At 44.4% G+C, this 19498-nt stretch carries 14 protein-coding genes; 12 read left to right on the top strand and 2 right to left on the bottom strand.

Annotated elements, in window-relative coordinates:
* Positions 1-7 precede the first annotated feature (7 nt).
* From nuoF to CGB83_RS15895, 11 genes are all read left to right on the top strand, one after another.
* On the top strand, positions 8-1360 hold the full coding sequence (gene nuoF, locus CGB83_RS15945) for an NADH-quinone oxidoreductase subunit NuoF (RefSeq protein ID WP_100076698.1): 1353 nt from the start codon (positions 8-10) through the stop codon (positions 1358-1360).
* A gap of 70 nt (positions 1361-1430) precedes the next feature.
* The gene (locus tag CGB83_RS15940; RefSeq protein ID WP_228419967.1) at positions 1431-2210 is read left to right on the top strand and encodes a hypothetical protein; all 780 of its coding nucleotides are present in this window, start codon (positions 1431-1433) and stop codon (positions 2208-2210) included.
* A 45-nt stretch (positions 2211-2255) separates the two neighbouring features.
* Positions 2256-3254, top strand: a complete 999-nt coding sequence (locus tag CGB83_RS15935) for an NADH-quinone oxidoreductase subunit G (RefSeq protein WP_100076696.1) — start codon at positions 2256-2258, stop codon at positions 3252-3254.
* Positions 3255-3353: 99 nt separating this feature from the next.
* Positions 3354-4415: an NADH-quinone oxidoreductase subunit NuoH gene (gene nuoH / locus CGB83_RS15930; RefSeq protein WP_100076695.1), complete on the top strand. Its 1062-nt coding sequence runs from the start codon at positions 3354-3356 to the stop codon at positions 4413-4415.
* A 144-nt stretch (positions 4416-4559) separates the two neighbouring features.
* Positions 4560-5114, top strand: a complete 555-nt coding sequence (locus CGB83_RS15925) for a NuoI/complex I 23 kDa subunit family protein (protein WP_100076694.1) — start codon at positions 4560-4562, stop codon at positions 5112-5114.
* Positions 5114-5611 carry an NADH-quinone oxidoreductase subunit J family protein gene (locus tag CGB83_RS15920; RefSeq protein ID WP_100076693.1) on the top strand — a complete coding sequence of 166 codons (498 nt, stop codon included), beginning with the start codon at positions 5114-5116 and terminating at the stop codon, positions 5609-5611. Before CGB83_RS15925 ends, CGB83_RS15920 begins: the two co-directional genes overlap by 1 nt.
* A gap of 3 nt (positions 5612-5614) precedes the next feature.
* Positions 5615-5944, top strand: coding sequence for an NADH-quinone oxidoreductase subunit NuoK (gene nuoK, locus CGB83_RS15915; protein WP_100076692.1), 330 nt, complete (start codon positions 5615-5617; stop codon positions 5942-5944).
* Positions 5945-5947: 3 nt separating this feature from the next.
* The gene (gene nuoL / locus CGB83_RS15910; RefSeq protein ID WP_100076691.1) at positions 5948-7861 is read left to right on the top strand and encodes an NADH-quinone oxidoreductase subunit L; all 1914 of its coding nucleotides are present in this window, start codon (positions 5948-5950) and stop codon (positions 7859-7861) included.
* A 2-nt stretch (positions 7862-7863) separates the two neighbouring features.
* Positions 7864-9357: a complex I subunit 4 family protein gene (locus CGB83_RS15905; RefSeq protein WP_100076690.1), complete on the top strand. Its 1494-nt coding sequence runs from the start codon at positions 7864-7866 to the stop codon at positions 9355-9357.
* Positions 9358-9454: 97 nt separating this feature from the next.
* Positions 9455-10834, top strand: a complete 1380-nt coding sequence (locus tag CGB83_RS15900; RefSeq protein ID WP_100076689.1) for an NADH-quinone oxidoreductase subunit N — start codon at positions 9455-9457, stop codon at positions 10832-10834.
* 72 nt (positions 10835-10906) lie between these two features.
* Positions 10907-13207: a GAF domain-containing protein gene (locus CGB83_RS15895; RefSeq protein WP_100076688.1), complete on the top strand. Its 2301-nt coding sequence runs from the start codon at positions 10907-10909 to the stop codon at positions 13205-13207.
* A gap of 1 nt (position 13208) precedes the next feature.
* Here the strand turns inward: CGB83_RS15895 and CGB83_RS15890 are convergent, their stop codons facing one another.
* Complete coding sequence (locus tag CGB83_RS15890) at positions 13209-14132, bottom strand: bestrophin family protein (RefSeq protein ID WP_100076687.1); 924 nt, start codon at positions 14130-14132, stop codon at positions 13209-13211.
* Positions 14133-14150: 18 nt separating this feature from the next.
* Positions 14151-15320, bottom strand: coding sequence for a Pycsar system effector family protein (locus CGB83_RS15885; protein ID WP_100076686.1), 1170 nt, complete (start codon positions 15318-15320; stop codon positions 14151-14153).
* A 26-nt stretch (positions 15321-15346) separates the two neighbouring features.
* Here CGB83_RS15885 and CGB83_RS15880 point away from each other — a divergent pair, with 26 nt between their 5' ends.
* Complete coding sequence (locus tag CGB83_RS15880) at positions 15347-19063, top strand: metallophosphoesterase (RefSeq protein ID WP_100076685.1); 3717 nt, start codon at positions 15347-15349, stop codon at positions 19061-19063.
* Positions 19064-19498 lie beyond the last annotated feature (435 nt).

The raw sequence follows: 19498 nt of genomic DNA, 5'->3' as shown, positions 1-19498 counted from the left end.
AATAAGAATGAGTAAAAAACTTTTACTTAAAGACGCACATATAGAGGGCATCCGCTACCTGGAAACCTACCGTAAGCAGGGAGGTTACACAGCCGCAGAAAAAGCCCTGAAAATGACACCTGATGAAATCCTGAAAGAAGTGAAAGCTTCAGGACTCAGAGGACGTGGAGGAGCCGGATTCCCGACCGGGATGAAATGGAGCTTCCTGGCCAAACCGGAAGGTGTTCCAAGACACCTGGTGGTGAATGCCGACGAATCTGAACCGGGAACATTCAAAGACCGTTACCTGATGGAATTCCTTCCTCATGTACTGATTGAAGGGATGCTGATCTCCTCATTCTGCCTGGGTTCCAACGTTTCTTACATTTACATACGCGGGGAATATTCATGGATCCCGGATATCCTTGAAGAAGCTATTGAAGAAGCTAAGGCAGCAGGGTTTTTAGGTAAAAATATCTTAGGGACCGGCTTCGACTGTGAAATTTATGTTCAGAGAGGAGGCGGAGCCTATATCTGCGGGGAAGAAACGGCATTGCTGGAATCCCTGGAAGGAAAAAGAGGAAACCCGAGACTGAAACCGCCATTCCCGGCTGTAAAAGGACTTTGGGAAAGGCCTACGGTTGTGAATAACGTAGAATCTATCGCCGCTATCGTTCCGATCATTGATATGGGAGGTGCGGAATATGCCAAAATTGGGGTAGGAAGATCCACCGGAACCAAGCTTATTTCCGCATGCGGGAATATCAACAAGCCTGGAGTGTATGAGATCGATATGACGATCACCGTAGAAGAATTCATTTATTCTGATGAATACTGCGGCGGGATCCCGAACGGGAAAAGGCTGAAAGCCTGTATTCCGGGAGGAAGCTCCGTACCGATCGTGCCGGCAAACCTCTTGCTGAAAACCGTAAACGGAGAACCGAGATATATGAACTATGAGTCATTGGCAGACGGAGGCTTTGCTACCGGAACCATGATGGGCTCAGGAGGATTCATCGTGCTGGATGAAGACCAGTGCGTTGTGGAACATACCATGACTTTAGCGAGATTTTACAATCACGAAAGTTGCGGACAATGTACGCCATGCCGTGAAGGTACAGGATGGATGTACAAAATTTTAAAGAAAATTGAAAACGGGCAGGGGAAAATGGAAGACATCGACCTTCTTTGGGACATCCAGAGAAAGATTGAAGGAAATACCATTTGTCCATTAGGGGATGCTGCAGCCTGGCCTGTTGCTGCGGCGATACGTCATTTCAGGGATGAATTTGAATGGCATGTGAAAAATCCGGAATTGTGTTTAACACAAAACTACGGACTGGCTAATTATGCCGATCCTATTCCGGCGCCTTCAGTATAATCCCACATTTAAAAAACAAAAAAACAAATTGAAAATTAAATTCTTATTGCTGTTATTTGTAACAGTGACTATGAGTGTTAAGGCTCAGAGAGAAGCGTTCAAAAAAGGTTCGGTAATGGTATTTTGGGGATGGAACAGAGGCTGGTTTTCAGATTCTGACATCCATTTTTATGGTCAGGATTATAACTTTACCCTGAATAATGTGTCTGCACATGACAGGCCTACCCCACTGAGTAATTTCAGCCATTACATTGATCCGACAAAGATTTCCATTCCTCAGGTGAACTACAATATCACGTATTTCATTAAGGATAATCTGGGAATTACCTTTGGAGTAGATCACATGAAATATGTGATGGATCAGAATCAGACGGTTGAATTCAACGGTTATATTAATAATCCTAACTATGCTGCTATGGTCAATAACGGAAAAATTGACCTTTCTGACGGAAAATTCCTGAAGTATGAGCATACCAACGGACTGAATTATCTTAACCTCGGGATTCAGCAGTACAAACAAATCCTTAACAAAAAGAATTTTGATATATTCTTAGGATACGGTTTGGGTACAGGGGTTTTGGTCCCGAAAACAGATGCTACCTTAATGGGCAAAGCAGAAAGCGACCACTTTCACCTGGCAGGATTCGGATTGGACGCCAGGACCAGTGTAAACATGGTGATCTGGAATCATATTGTAGCCAAAGCCGAATTTAAATACGGATATATCAATCTGCCAAGCGTAAGAACCACAGAAGAAAATGTGAACATCGATAAAGCCGTACAGGACTTTACCTTTGGGGAACTTGTTTTTGGGGTTGGATATACATTTAATACGAAAAAGCAAAAATAAATACGGCTTATCTGCTTTGAACAGCATAAGCAAAAAGCATAGAATATGAGCGAAGAGGTTAAAAAATTTAAAATCACTATAGACGGACAGACCACCGAAGTTCTTCCCGGCACTTCCATCCTGGAAGCGGCAAGACAGATCGGCGGCAAATCCGTACCTCCGGCAATGTGCTATTACAGCAAACTGGAAGCCAGCGGAGGACGATGCAGAACCTGCCTTGTAGAGGTTTCAAAAGGATCTGAAGCGGATCCGCGACCTATGCCGAAACTGGTAGCCAGCTGCAGAACCAATGTGATGGACGGAATGGAGGTGAAAAACCTGACTTCCGAAAAGGCCCAGGAAGGGAGAAAAGCCGTAACGGAATTCCTGTTGCTGAACCACCCGCTGGACTGCCCGGTATGTGACCAGGCCGGGGAATGCCACCTTCAGGACTTAGGGTATGAATACGGAAACCCTGAAACCAGAACTGAATTTGAAAGAAATACGTATGATGCAGACGATTTAGGTCCGAACATCAAACTGAATATGGACCGTTGCATCCTGTGTGCAAGATGCGTCCTCACAGCCAACCAGCTTACGGATACCCGTGAACACGGTATTCTGTTCAGAGGAGACCATGCTGAGATCTCCACTTACCTGAACAAGGCTCTTGACAATGATTTCATCGGAAACGTTATTGATGTATGCCCGGTAGGTGCACTCACCGACAGAACAGCCCGTTTCGCCAGCAGGGTTTGGTTTACCAAACCGATGAACGCTGCCTGCAGCTGTGATAAATGCTCAGGAAAAGCAACCCTGTGGATGAAAGGTGATGAAATTGTGCGGGTAACCGCCAGAAAAGACCAATGGGGAGAAGTTGAGGAATTCATCTGCGATACCTGCCGTTTCCACAGAAAAGAACTGAAGTTCTGGAATATTGAAGGTCCAAGACATATCGACAGGCATTCCGTTATTTCACTCAACCATTACGAGAAGCCGAAAGACGAGCTGAGGGTATTAGACAACCCGATGGCGAAGGAAATCAGTGAAAAAGACGAAAAATAATTTTAATAAAGACAATTAGATTTCAGACACAAGACATCAGACTTAATCTCATATCTAGTCTCTGACATCTCACATCTAAAAATCTTTACAACAAAAAAAATGGATTTAATAACATTTAAACTGATACTTGTTTTAGCCCTTTTCCTGCTGTCACTGACTATCGCAGCCTACTCTACTTGGGCAGAGCGAAAAGTGGCTGCTGTAATGCAGGACAGGATCGGACCGAACAGAGCAGGCCCGTTTGCCTTGCTTCAGCCTCTTGCAGACGGAGGGAAGTTTTTCTTTAAGGAAGACTTTACGCCGGCCAATGCAGAACGTTTCCTCTTCGTGCTCGGACCATCGCTGGTCATGTTCATCTCACTGATTACAGGAGCGGTGATCCCATGGGGGAAAAGTTTAAATATCGGAGGGACTTCTTTCGATCTTCAGGTAGCCAACATTGACGTAGGTGTTTTATACATCATCGGAATGGCATCCATCGGAGTATACGGAATTATGATCGGAGGCTGGGCTTCCAATAATAAATATTCATTAATCGGTGCCATCAGGGCTTCTTCCCAGATGATTTCCTATGAACTGGCGATGGGACTTGCCCTGCTTTCCATCATCATGATGACAGGCAGCCTGGACCTGAAAGTAATTTCTGAAACTCAGGCCACCGGAAAACTCTGGGGACTGTTTGCGATTGACGGGATGAACTGGAATATTTTCTACCAGCCGATTGCTTTCCTGGTTTTCATCGTAGCAGCTCTGGCAGAAACCAACAGGCACCCTTTCGATTTGCCTGAATGCGAATCTGAGCTGGTAACCGGATACTCAACGGAATATTCTTCCATGAAACTCGGGTTGTACATGTTTGGGGAATACGTGAATATGTTTATCTCTAATGCCTTTATGGTGGTATTATTCTTCGGAGGCTATAACTATCCGGGTATTGAGTGGGTAACACAGCACTGGGGTGAAAATACGGCTGGGATTTTAAGTATCGTAGCATTCCTGACCAAAACTATTATCGGTATCCTGATCTTTATGTGGATCAGATGGACGCTACCAAGATTCAGGTATGACCAGCTGATGCACCTGGGATGGAAAACGTTGATTCCGATGGCATTGGTGAACCTGCTGGTTACGGGAGCGGTTATATTAGCATTCGGAAGTTAAGCCGGTAAATATGGATATTAACAGATCTGATCCACGGAGAATAAAATATTCACAACTGCTCAGATTCAAACCTAAATATTAAAATTAAGATAACAGACAGAACGGGTTTACCCATCTGATGTCTAACATCTAATATCTTATACAATGAAACTAACCAACAGATCAAAAGTCGTTTCCAACAAAGAAATGACCCTTGCTGAAAAAATCTACCTTCCTGCGATATTCAAGGGAATGGGGATCACCTTTAAGCACGCTGTAAGAAATATCGTGAAAGGACCGCCAACCTACTCCTATCCGGAAGTTCAGAAACCGAGAGCCAAAGTATGGAGAGGACTGCACGTCCTGAAAAGAGATGAAGAAGGCCGCGAAAGATGCACGGCCTGCGGACTGTGTGCCGTAGCATGCCCGGCAGAAGCCATTACCATGACTGCCGGTGAAAGAACGAAAGAGGAAAAAAGCCTGTACAGAGAGGAAAAATACGCTGAGATCTATGAGATCAACATGCTCAGATGTATTTTCTGCGGAATGTGCGAGGAAGCCTGTCCTAAATCTGCCATCTATTTAACAGACAGACTCGTAGATGTGGAAACCAACAGAGGTTCTTTCATCTACGGCAAAGATAAACTGGTTGAGAAAATAAACGAAAGGATTGACATTACAGCCAGACAATCCGAGAAACAAAAAAATGCGGTAAAATAATGGATCAGATTCTATTTTTCCTGGTGGCATTTTTGGCGGTGGCAAGTGCTGTTTACTTTGTATTTGCTAGAAATCCCCTCTATGCTATCCTTTCCTTAATTGTAACCATGTTCTCCATTGCCGGGATGTACATTCTGTTGAATGCCCAGTTCCTGGCGATTATCCAGATCATCGTGTATGCGGGAGCCATCATGGTATTGTTCCTGTACATCCTGATGATGCTTAACCTTAATAAGGAAGACGAAAGTAAGAAGAACAATACTTTAAAATTCGTCGGAGTTTTTACGGCAGGGCTTCTTCTGGTAGGTGTACTGGGAGTTTTCAGAGGAGTGCAAGAAAACCATATCGTTGTTGAGAATGTAGACCGCGGTGTGGGCCTTACCAAAAACCTGGGAAGACTTTTGTTCAATGAATACGTTTTGCCGTTTGAGCTTGCCTCCATCCTTATTCTGGCCGGTATTGTAGGCGCGGTATTAATCGGTAAAAAAGATTTATAAATTATGGGAGAAGTAAATACATTTATACAAAGCGTCCCTCTGGAATACTTCATCATTCTTTCGTCAGTATTATTCTGTCTGGGAGTATTGGGAGTATTGCTGAGAAAGAACGCGATTGTGATTCTGGGCTGTGTGGAGCTTATGCTTAATTCTGTAAACCTTTTACTGGCTGCTTTTTCAGCATACAAAGGAAACGGAGACGGACAGCTTCTGGTATTCTTTATCATGGTGGTGGCTGCTGCGGAAGTAGCGGTAGGCCTTGCAATTATTGCGATGCTGTATAGAAACACCCGTTCTGTAGACGTAAGTATATTTAATAAATTAAGAGGATAAGGAATGGAAAATCTAGTGTATGCAATCATACTTTTACCACTTTTAGGGTTTCTTATAAACGGCTTATTCGGAAAAAAACTTCCCAAAATGCTGGTGGGCGGACTGGCCACGGCGGTGGTGTTCGGATCCTTCTGCATCGCAGTAAGCCTTTTTATGAATTTTGATTCTGAAAGCCAGCCGGTAATCGTAAAAGCTTTCGAATGGTTCAGGGTAAATGGGGTACAGATCAATTTCGGATTCCAGATTGACCAGCTTTCTCTGATGATGATTATGATCATCACGGGGATCGGGTCGCTGATCCACCTTTACTCCATCGGCTACATGAGCCATGACGAAGGATTCTATAAATTTTTTACTTATCTGAATTTATTTATATTCTCCATGCTGCTTCTGGTCATGGGAAGCAACTACCTGATCCTGTTCATCGGATGGGAAGGTGTAGGACTTTGCTCTTACCTGCTGATCGGATTCTGGTATACGAATGAAGAATATGGCAAAGCAGCGAGAAAGGCATTCATCATGAACAGGATCGGTGACCTTGCTTTGCTGATCGGCATCTTTATGATCGCCTCACAGACCAATGCAGTGGATTACCTTTCCGTAGCTCAGAATGCTTCAAAATTTGAGCTGGACGGAAATATCATTATTTTCATTACGGCGAGTTTATTCATCGGGGCTACCGGTAAATCTGCCCAGGTTCCTTTATATACCTGGCTTCCGGACGCCATGGCGGGACCAACTCCTGTTTCTGCGTTAATCCACGCGGCAACGATGGTAACGGCAGGTATTTACCTGGTGATAAGATCCAATTTCTTATTCACTCTGGCTCCTACCGTTCAGGGAGGAATCCTGATGATCGGATTCTTGACTGCTGCTCTGGCAGGCTTCTATGCACTCCGTCAGAATGACATTAAAAAAGTACTGGCCTACTCTACGGTTTCACAGCTTGGATTCATGTTCATTGCTTTGGGACTGGGTGCTTATACTACGGCAATGTTCCACGTAATGACGCATGCATTCTTTAAGGCATTATTGTTCTTAGGAGCAGGTTCTGTGATCCATGCCATGAGCGGGGAGCAGGATATGCGCTTTATGGGTGGCCTTAAAAAGGTAATTCCAATTACCCATGCCACATTCCTGATCGGAACACTGGCTATTTCAGGATTCCCTTTACTTTCAGGGATGATTTCCAAAGATGAGATCTTAGTCGCAGCCTATGCAAAAAGCCCGTTTTACTGGGTGATGCTGTTTACACTGGCGGCGATTACGGCAACCTATATGTTCAGACTCTATTACCTGACGTTCCACGGGAACTTCAGGGGAACTGAAGAACAGAAACACCATCTGCATGAAAGCCCGACTAATATGACTTTACCATTGGTGGTCCTGGCTATTCTTTCTGTCATTGGTGGATTCATCAACCTTCCTCACTTCATCGGCCATGGCCATTATGCCAAACTGATGGAATGGCTGAAGCCGGTACTGACCCAGGAAAGCTACAACCAGATGGAAGCTACGCTTTCCGGAGTGGATTTCAATACTGAAATGATGCTTCTGGGAGCTACTGTGGTGATGTTCTTCTCTGTTTGGTTCATGGTAAGAAATACCTATGTGAATAAGAAAAAACTGCCGCTGGCTGAAAAGGACTATACCGGATGGGAAAAGCTTTCTGCCAGAAAACTGTATGTGGATGAGCTGTATAATGCACTCTTTGTAAAAACAGTGGAAGGACTTGGACGTGGCGGAAAAATGTTTGATAAGGGCGTGCTGGACCGTATCGTAGACTTCGTAGGTGAAGGTGCGGAAGACAGCGGAAAGGCGATGAAGCGTATCCAGAACGGAAACGTGGAAAACTACATCCTCATCATGTCACTGGCAGTGGGAATCATTTTAATTGTTAACTTTTTATTACAATAATAATGTCTTATTTACTATTAACATTATTACTTTTACCTCTTGCAGGTTCGGGATTGGTTTTTGCCTGGAAGAATGCTTCCAGCAAATATGTGGCGCTGGCGATTGCATTGATTCAAATGATGCTTACCTTTTATGCGCTTTCAGATTTCGATTCTGCTTTTACGGTAGACAGTAAGCTTCAGTATGAAATTACGTATCCTTGGTCTCAGTACATCAAAAGTACCCTCCATTTCGGTATTGACGGAATGAGCATGCTGCTGCTGCTGCTGACCAACATTCTGACGCCGATTATTATTTTATCTTCGTTCAACGAAAATGTCAATTACAGGAATACGTTCTACGGCCTGATCCTGCTGATGCAGTTCGGTCTTGTAGGCGTGTTTACGTCATTGGACGGCTTGTTATTCTACATTTTCTGGGAAGTAACCCTGATCCCGATCTGGTTTATTGCCGGGCTTTGGGGACAGGAAAATAAAAGGTTCGAATTCACAACAAAATTCTTCGTTTATACTTTCGTAGGATCTTTATTTATGCTGGCAGGGCTCATCTATGTGTACAGCCATTCTGCCTCATTTGCGCTTACGGACCTGTATAACGCACAACTGAATGAAACCCAGCAGACCGTAGTGTTCTGGTTTATCTTCTTTGCCTTTGCGGTAAAGTTACCGGTATTCCCGTTCCATACTTGGCAGCCGGACACCTATACCTATTCCCCTACACAGGGATCAATGCTGCTATCCGGGATCATGCTGAAAATGGCAGTTTACGGTGTCATGAGATACCTGCTGCCGATCACTCCGATTCCGATTGCCGGAATTTCAGGACAGATCGTTATTATCCTGGCAATCATAGGTATCGTTCATGGTGCTTTGATCGCGATCATCCAGTTCGATATGAAAAGAATCATTGCGTATTCTTCTTTCTCCCACGTAGGACTGATGGTAGCCGGGATCTTTGCATCCGCTATAGTAACCCTGAGAGGAAATTTCAATATCGAAGGTTCTGAAGGTGCGCTGGTACAGACATTCGCTCACGGGATCAACGTAGCAGGATTGTTTTACTGCTGTGACATCCTGTATAAAAGATTCAAATCAAGAGACATCAGACAGATGGGCGGGCTGGCTAAAGTAGCCCCGAAATTTGCCGTGCTGTTCCTGATCATCATATTAGGTTCCATGGGGGTTCCATTGACCAATGGTTTCATCGGAGAGTTTATCCTGATCAAATCTGTTTTTGACTTTAATGCTACCGCAGCAGTCATTGCAGGTCTTACAGTGATCCTTTGTGCCGTGTATCTTTTAAGGTTTTACGGGAAAGCCATGTTCGGAAAAGGGGATGCTGCAGTACTGAGCACCGCCAGAGACCTTTCCGGAGTAGAGTTTTCCGTACTGGCCAGCTTATCGGTTTTTGTGATCCTGCTGGGGATTTTTCCACAGCCGGTGATCGATATGGTGAACAGCTCGCTGAAATTCATTTATACGGCAATGGCCGCTTAAAGATTTAAAATTAAAAAAATTAAAAAACTGAGAGGTTAGGATATGAGCAATCAGAATTTTGTCTTGTCTCTTTAATCTCCCTTCTCAAATATACATTATGAGTGTTTTAATTATTGTTTTCCTTACGGCAGTTATTGCATTGTTTTCCGGAGTTCTTGAACAGGGAAAGTTTGCGAGGTACATCGGAATTTTAGGATTAATCATTGCATTGTTCGTCAGCTTCATGCCGGAAAATTCGTTTTTCGAGCAGTACAGGAACATGTATGATTACAGCGCCAATGCCGCACTGTTCACTAAAATAGCCTTGGTAACCACATTGCTGCTGTTCTTCCTGGGAGGTTTTGCATTCAGCAACCACAGGAGCCACCAGTCTGAGCTGTATGCCCTGATGATGTTTGCCCTTTGCGGGGGAATCATTCTTTTCGGGTACCAGAATATGGTGACGCTTTTCCTTGGAATCGAAATCCTGTCTATTCCGTTATATGTGATGGCAGGAGCCAACAAGACTGATCTGAGGTCCAATGAAGCCTCCATCAAATATTTCCTGATGGGTGCCTTTGCCACAGGCTTTTTATTATTCGGTATCGCATTTATTTACGGAAGCACAGGAAGCTTCGATCTGTATAAAATCCATGATTTCGGGGTGGCCAACCCTTCCAGCGTTATGTTTATCCTGGGCGTGCTTCTGATCCTTTGTGCCCTGGCATTCAAGGTGGCTTTAGCACCTTTCCATATGTGGAGCCCGGATGTATACTACGGTGCCCCATCCTTGATTACAGCCTTCATGGCAAGCGTGGTAAAAATCTCAGGATTTTTCGCTTTATTCAGGCTGATGACTATTGCTTTTGCCGGTGTCACACACGAATGGATCAATGTACTGGGCGTATTCCTGATCATTACCCTTCTGCTGGCTAACGTTATGGGACTTGCCCAGACCAATGCCAAAAGAATGCTGGCGTACTCCTCTGTTTCGCACGCAGGGTATATCGGTCTGGTATTTTTCGGGGTAACCAGCCTTTCAGCCTATAACCTGGCGTTCTACCTGTTTGCGTATTCATTATCCACAGTGGGTGTGTTTATGTGCCTGATCTGGGTAGAGAAACTGAAGCGTGAAACTTCTTTCGGTGCATTCAAAGGACTGGCGAAATCTGAGCCTTTGCTGGCAACGGTAGCGGCCATTTCCATGCTTTCTATGGCGGGTGTTCCGCTTACAGCAGGATTTATGGGTAAATTTGCTTTATTTTCCCAGGCGATCAACGGGGCGGCATTCCTTGTCCTGGTAGCTGTACTGGGATCGGCGGTATCCATTGCCTACTATCTGAGACTGATCATTGCGATGTTCTTCTTTAAAGAGTCTTCGTTCAAATCATCAGAGAAGGTAACGCTGACCTACAATATTGTAGCGGTAGTCATTATTATCTCCATCATGGTTCTGGGAATCTTCCCGGATGTATTCGGAAAAGAGTTCGGATTGTAGAAATCCGCTTAACATATACAGCCACAACTTTAATGTTGTGGTTTTTTTTTACCTTTACTTTAAATTCAGGTTTTGGCCCATCTTTATAAAAAAGACGCTCCTTTCAAGGTTTACATTTCATTCAAAAAATATTTGGATGTGCTGGAGCATATCCGGTATAATGACCGGCTGGAATACCGGGTGAATTATGCGGAATCGCTTATCGACAAAATCAAAAACTTCCAGGAACTGAGGGATGGCTTTCAGGATACTTCGCTGCTGGAGAAACATGAAGACCTCATCCGCATCCTGCTTTCAGACCTTTTCCCTACGGGACTTACAAACAATGAAATAAAAGCGGCCAGCGTTCCGTTATCCGGGGTCACCTTCAATTATACGGAAAGGTTTAAAAACATCCTTAAAGATGCAGGGAAAGATTTTGAAATAGAGCTCAGGAATATTGAGGAGGATGAATTTTACGTGTTCTGCTGCTGCCTGATCCTGCAGAGCTATTTCAAAAGGGACATTAAGACTACGCTCCCTTTTTATTATGACATCCCGGATAAGCAGGGCATCATGAAGCATTACAAGATTACGGTGAACTCTGACTTTACAGAGGTATACCCTACCGATGATGCCAAAATACTGTCCGATGACGTTATTGACCTTCTTCTGGAAAACCTGGACGACCATAAGCTCTGGAGAAAATACTTCCCATCCGAATCCTGGGTACTGGAAGGATTTACCATTATCTCGCTGGTGGACTGCACTTCAGAAGTGGCTTTATCTGACCTTAAATCCAGCATGATCAGCATCGATCCTGAAGACCTCGCGCCGGATGAGAACCTCATTGAAATCTTTAAGTCGTATTTCGATGTCCCGAAACTGAATTTCGGACTGATGCTCTTCAATAAAAAAGATCAGCGCCTGGAAAAACTTCCCATTTACGAAAACCTGTTTACCCATCATATCCTTGATTTCTGGATCAATGCCTTTGATGAGCAGACCAGGAAAAGTACATTCAATAATTTAAGCTATAATTCAAAGCCTATTGTGGTTTCCAATACGGACCATATGGACAATGAGATCCAATCGCTGCCGTCTTTTGCGGTACTGAAGGAAAATGAAATCAACAGCTTTATGGTCATTCCGGTCATGAAAGATAATGAACTCCTGGCGATTATTGAATTTACCTCCCCGGTACGGAACAGCTTTAATGGGCTAAAGCTTAAAAAAATGGAGTTTTTCACGGATATGATCCTGTTTTCCATCAACCGTTTCAATTTTGAAAAGGACTTCCAGATTGAAGCCATCATCCAGCGGGAGTATACCTCGATCCACAACAGTGTGGTCTGGAAGTTCAGGAATGAGGCAGAAAAGTATTTCAACGCTTCACTGGCCAAGAAGATCTATACGCTGAAACAGATCTCCTTCAGGAACCTGACCCCTCTTTTCGGATTTTCAGACATCCGTTCTTCATCAGAGAAACGTTTCCAGCTGATGATGGAAGACCTCAATGAACAGATGGATTGCCTTCAGAACCTTTTTTCAGGCATAGGAGCCGATACCGAGCCTTTTGTCTTGGCACTGGAAGTATTTTACCATGAGCTGCACCATGACATTAAAGCAGATACGGAACAGCGTTTCCAAAGGCTGCTCAGGGAAGACATCCACCCTTACCTGCAGGCAAAGCTGGAAGTGGAATCTCCGGAAATTCTCAGGAAAAATATCAAGGATTATTTCTCCCGTGTATTTGCTCAGAATGATCTTTTTTATACCCACCGGAAAGACCTCGATGAATCAATCACCCTTGTGAACAGGAAACTGGCGGACGTGCTGGACGAAAACCAGGTTGATGCACAAGAGATTTTCCCGCATTATTATGAGCGGTTCAAATCAGACGGGGTTGAACATAACCTGTACATCGGAGCCAATATAGCTCCCGATCTCCACTACAGTGCCAAGCTGATGAAAGAGCTGAGATACTGGCAGCTGAAAACCATGTGCCGGATGGAGCGTGAATTCAGCACATTTAAAGGCAGCCTTCCCGTTCCTCTGGATATTGCCTCCCTGATCTTTGTCTACAATGAAAAAGTGGATATCCGGTTCCGGATGGACGAAAAACGGTTTGATGTGGACGGAGCATACAATTCCTATTATGAGATCATTAAGAAAAGGCTTGACAAAGCCTATATCAAAGGTTCTTCGGAACGGCTTACCTGTCCCGGAAAAATCACGGTCGTCTACTTCGGTATGGAAAACCAGAAGGAATACCTTCAGTACATCAGCAGGCTCCAGAAAAAAGGCAGGCTGCGGAATGACGTGGAATTCCTGAGGGTGGAAGACCTGCAGGGCATTACGGGACTGCTTGCGTTAAGGGTTTCCATAGCTTAAATCAGTCCAGCACATAAGAATCCGGAACAGCATGCTGTGCCTGCGGAATCCCGGCCTGCTCGAAAATCGAAAATTCGATGGTCCTGCAGATGCTGTTCAGGGCCAAATCGTTTTCTTCTTCGCCGAAAGGTTCCCCGATTTCCTGAATGATGGCATCCAGTGCAATAAAGGTGTAGCTGATCAGAAGCACAACCAGAGGCATCATCCAGCCTACGATATCCACCAGCCCGAACGGCAGCCAGAAACAGTACAGGTATACGGTCCTGTGCAGCAGGATGCTGTAAGCGAAAGGCAGCGGCGTATTGTGGATCCGTTCACAGCCCCCAAGGATCGTGGAGAACTGGTTCAGGCGTTCATCCATGGAAGCCATGATAATGCTGTCTATATTTCCTTTGCTGTACTGATCATTCAGCCAGTCGGCTATGAAACCTAAAATCATGTTAGGAATGAATTTTTTGCCCTGCAATTGTCGGATCTGTTCCGGTGAAAGCAGATGCTCAAGGTTGTGGGCTCCGGGTTTATCCCTCAGGTAATCATTCAGGGACCAGCAGAAAGCCGCAATGACCCTGACTATTTTCTGTTTTTCCTGATGAGCATCAGTACCCGGATCATTAACGAGGGAAAAGATCTGCCGGGTGAGTGAACGGGTCTCATTGACCAACACGCCCCAAAGTTTGCGCCCTTCCCAATACCGGTCATAGCTCGCTGAATTGCAAAAGCCCATAAAAATAGCCAGTGCGAGGCCGATAAGGGTAAAAATTGCAGGATTAAGATGGACTTTATAATCGAAAACTTTTCCTTTGAAATAATAAATGGCCAGCGAGAAAAGCGTGATTACAGTAAGCTGCACCATAATTTTCTTCAGGACAGAACCTTTCCAAATGAAGAGCATCTTGAGCCAGTGAACCCGCTGTCTTACGATCATTTCCCGGTGTATTTTGCGTTAAAGTGTCAGGAAGGCATACCCGAAAGACAGTACGGAAATAACGATCCCGGCCATAAAGATCTTGTAGGTGGTAGACAGAAGCTTATACTTTCGGTCCAGGACTTTTCCCAGGAAATACAGGTCTTTCACCATGGAGTCATAAATATAGTCCCGGTCTTTGATCAGGACATTCATGGCCTCCTGGTAATCCTCAAAAAGCATTCTGTTGAAATTCCCGAAGAATAACAAATTCACTTTACGGTCTTTAACATCCTGAAGGGTGAATCTGGCTTTTGTCACATTCGGTTTGGTAGACAGGATGGCAAAAATGATGGTCAGCACACTGGAAAGAAGCAATATAAAGCTTGGGATGATCAGGTGTGAATTCCTTGGTGCATCCAGTTTAGGGACCAGGACGGAAAGGCACACGGAAATGATGATCGCATTAACGGATAGCAGGATGTTGGCCTTACTGTCCGCGATATCACTGAGCCTGGTATGGTTGCTCAGGGTTATCCTGAACAGGGTATCCACGCTGCGGTCCGATTTTTCTTTTCTGGAGTCCGCAGACTCCTTCCGGTCTTCTTTTTTATCCTCTTCCCTGATCAGTTTTTTCTCAATCTTTTTTATATTTTTCTTTTTTAGCGGCTCCCAGTTCTCTTTGGCATAATCGGTATAGAATTTGTGTTTGTTCCTGAGCATATTGAGATTACCTTCATTCCATTGCTCATTGGAAAAACATCTTACATTGGTCAGCTCCCATTCTTTTCGCAAAGCATCGGAAATATCATTGTAATCATGGCTTGCGAAATGGCTGCAGTCTGCATCTTTCACAATCTTTTCCAGAAGGGTTCCGGGTTCATGGGTGATTTGGGTGGCTAAGATCAGCCGGGCGATATCATCAATCTTATGTTGAGGATATTGTTCCTGCTGCAGGAAATTTTTCATGATGTCAACTCCTTTCTCCTCATGATTCTCAGGGCTCTCCACGTATCCCGTATCATGGAACCAGAGGGCCAGCAGTACTTTTTCCTGGTCTTCTTCGGAAACCGGAGTATGTTTCATGATTTCTTCCGCCTTATTGACCGTATATGTAGTATGGACGAAATTATGATAAAAATATATAGAAGATAACCTGTTTTTAAACAAGGTTTCCACATAATCTTTAGCTTTGTGTAAAATATTCATTCCTGAAATTTGATTAATGTAAATTTATGAATTTATCCCTGAAAACTCATCTAAAAAGATTCTCAGTTCCGCTGAGATTTCTGCTGGTCCCGAGCCTGCTGTATTCCTGTGCGACCTATACGGTAAAAAAAGGTGAACACCTTTCGGAAACAGATGCCTCAAGATCTATGCCTGAAACTGATTTCAAGGTCTTCCTCATCGGTGATGCCGGTAATGCAGATGAAACCCAGGCCCAATATACGCTGAATGCGCTTAAAAATAAGCTTGATTCCGCCAGCCAGAATTCCATGCTGATCTTTCTGGGAGATAATATCTATCCTTCAGGAATGCCTAAGGAAGATGATCCTGGCTATGCGCTTGCCAAACAGAAACTGGAAGACCAGCTTATGGTGACCAAGAATTTCAAAGGAAGGACACTGGTAATTCCCGGAAACCACGACTGGTACCACGGACTGGACGGCCTGAAAGCGCAGGAAAACATGGTCAGGGCCTACATGAAAGATAAAAAGGCATTCCTTCCCAAAAACTCCTGTCCTATTGATGACATCAACCTTACCGATGATGTGAAGCTCATCGTGATTGACACGGAATGGGCCCTTGCCAACTGGGACAAGCACCCCGGAATAAATAAAGACTGTGATATCAAAACCCGGGAAGGCCTGTTTACGGAATTCAAACACCTCATCAATAAAAATCAGGATAAAAGGATCATCGTAGCCCTGCACCACCCGATCATCAGCAGCGGAACCCATGCCGGGTACAGTTCGGCAAGGTCCAACCTGTTCCTGCTGGAAAGCAAAATCCCGGCTCCCGGGATTGCCACAGTGGTCAATGTGCTGAGAAGCGCATCAGGGGCGAGTCCGGAAGATATCCTTAACAGGCATTATGCTGAACTGGCCAACCGGCTGAAAAGTATCGTGCAGGACAAAGACAATATCATCTTCGTTTCCGGTCATGACCATAACCTTCAGTATCATGAGGCGGGCAATATACGCCAGATCATCAGCGGCGCCGGATCCAAAACGAACCCGGCCACCATTGCCCGGCCGACAGATTTTTCCTACGGAGGAAGCGGTTTCGCAGTGCTGAACATCAGGAAAGATGAAAGTACGGATGTAGAATTCTTTTCCACAAAAGACCGTAAATTCGAAAAGCTGGCGCAAATCAGCGTTATAGATAAGCCACAGCCTCTTGCCAATACCTACCCTTCTGTCTTACCTGCGACGGTGACCTCTACGATCTATACAGAAAAGATGACGCAGAAAAGGAAATTCTACCGCTGGCTGTGGGGAGATCATTACAGGAAATATTACGGGATGCCTATCGAAGCTCCTACCGCCAATATTGCTGAACTGGACGGAGGCTATACGCCTTTCCGGGAAGGCGGCGGCAACCAGTCCAACAGTCTGCGCCTGAAAGCTAAGGACGGACAGGAATTCGTAATGCGGAGTGTCAAAAAAAGTGCGGTGAGATTCCTCAACAATATGGCATTCCGGCAAAGTACATTCGGCAATGAACTGCAAAACACGTTCCCGGAACGCTTCCTGCTTGATTTCTATACTACCAACCATCCGTTTACCGCATTTTCGGTAGGCAATATGGCAGACAAGCTGGATCTTTTCCACAGCAATCCACGCCTGTATTATATCCCGAAGCAACAGGCTTTAGGAAAATACAATGACCATCACGGCGATGAGCTTTATATGGTTGAAGAACGTTTTTCAGCTGATCCGAAAACCCTGAAATCCCTTGATAATGCCCGGGATATTGTCTCTACAGATGATGTGCTTAAAAACCTGACGAAGAGTGCGAAATATTCCGTTGATGAGGAATCGTACATCAGAGCCAGGCTTTTTGACATGCTGATCGGCGACTGGGACAGGCATGCAGACCAGTGGAAATGGGCAGAGTACAAAGATGGAGATAAGATTGTGTACAAACCGATCCCGAGGGATCACGACCAGGCATTCAGCAAATACGACGGAGCGGCATTCAAGATCATTATGAATGTTCCGGTAATCCGCCACATGAAAACTTTTAAAAGCGACATCAGGAATATAAAATGGCTGAACAGAGAACCCTATCCTTTGGATCTGGTATTCCTGAAAGGCTCTTCGGAAAAGGACTGGACTGCACAGGCACAGTACATCCAGCAACATCTGACCGACCGTGATATTGACGAGGCCTTTACCAACCTTCCTAAAGAAGTCCAGGATCAAACCATCACGGATATTCAGCAGAAACTGAAATCGAGAAAAGAAAAGCTCCAGGACTATGCTGGTCAATACTATGATGTACTGCAGAAAAAAGTGCCGTTGGCCGGAACTGTGCATCCTGATAAGTTTGTAATCACTAAAAATGGTAATTCCGTACAGGTACAGCAATACAGACTGGGCAAAAATAATGAGCAGCCGGAACTGGTATTTGAGAAAACCTATTCCGATGACAAAACTAAAGAGCTCTGGATCTATGGACTGGAAGACGATGATATGTATGAAGTTTCTGGAGAAGGCCGGCCTAAAATAAATATCAGGCTCATCGGAGGATATAATCATGATACGTATAATGTATCTAATGGAAGCCGGGTGAAAATTTATGATTTCAAATCCCAGAAGAATACGTATAACGACGGTTCTGCATCCAAACGCATTACCAATGATTATAATGTGAATACTTATGATTACCAGCACCCTAAATACAATTTTGCGGCAGGCCTGCCGAATGCAGACTTCAATCCGGATGATGGCGTGATTTTCGGCTTCCTGGCGAATTATACCGTTAATAACTTTATCCAGGACCCTTACACACAAAAGCATAGCCTCAAAGCGAATCTTTATACCGCTACAGGTGGATTTAACCTTGTTTACAAAGGGATTTTCAAAAAAGCGATTGCAGGATGGGATTTTAACCTCGATGCTTCTTACACAACGCCCCGCTTCACGGAAAATTTCTTCGGGCTGTCCAACGAAAGTGAATATGACCGCAAAGAAACCAAACGCTGGTACAACCGGGCAAGAATCTCCAGGTTCTATTTTGCCCCTTCCATTTCCAAAAAGAGCTGGAGCAATATCCAGAATCAGTTCCAGCTGACGTTTGAAAATAATAAGGTACAGAGAAACGGCGACCGTTTCGTAGATGTTTCGCAGGATGTAAGGCAGGAAGTGTTCAATGACCAGCAGTTCGGAGGGGCCAATTATACCTTCAGCTATAAAAACCTGGACAATTCCGCTTTCCCTACATTCGGATTTGAACTGGTTGGAAATGTAGCCTGGAAAGCCAATCTTGCCGATTACAACAGGAACTTCGCCATTCTATCCGGAAGGCTGTCTTTCGATCATAAGCTTGATAAAAGAGGCCGTTTTGTACTGGCTAATTCCAGCAACGGGATGTGGATCAGCAATAACGATTTTGAGTTTTACCAGGCAGCCAGTATTGGCGGCAATAACGGGATGAGGGCTTTCAGGAATGACCGGTTCTCCGGAAAATCTTCCTTCACCAACAATTCTGAAATCCGCTGGGATTTCGGACGGATCAGGAATAATATTGCCCCGGCTAATATGGGAATCCTGATCGGCTACGATATCGGCCGAGTATGGAATGACCATGAAGATTCCAAAAAGTGGCATCAATCCGTAGGAGCCGGCTTCTGGCTTAGCATCGTAGAAATGTTCTCCGCACGCCTGAACTATTTCCACGGTTCGGATGGCGGCAGGGTTTCTGCAGGAGTGGGCATGACTTTTTAAGATGATTAATCCTGAAGCCCTGTTGTATAATAGAGATACGATACCTATAGTTAAAAAGGCTGGCTTTTGAAGTTTTCAAAAGCCGGCTTTTTTTGATTCTGAGTATTGTTTGATCCTAACATATCGTTACGCAAATGAATTAAAGCTACGTTAGGAGCAGATAGACTATAAAAGAAGCTGCATAAAATGTATTCTTCTTTATTTTTTAAATACTGCAGTTCTTGAAAGCTTATTTTTGATATGTTACTGCTCATTATTTTGTTGGTAATTTATAGATTTTAATTCCATAATTGCTCGGTGTTAAACTTCCATATTTTAATTTAACAATATACCCATTTATTGATTGGTATATTGCTTTATCCTTTTTTAAATTTTAGCCGTTTTTCACATTAAGGAAAGAGCGAGACGATCGCACCAGCGGGAGAGCCACTAGGG

Origin of the sequence: Chryseobacterium camelliae (assembly GCF_002770595.1) — a bacterium.
GTDB lineage: Bacteria > Bacteroidota > Bacteroidia > Flavobacteriales > Weeksellaceae > Chryseobacterium > Chryseobacterium camelliae.
This window is presented reverse-complemented; position numbering and strand designations above follow the sequence as displayed.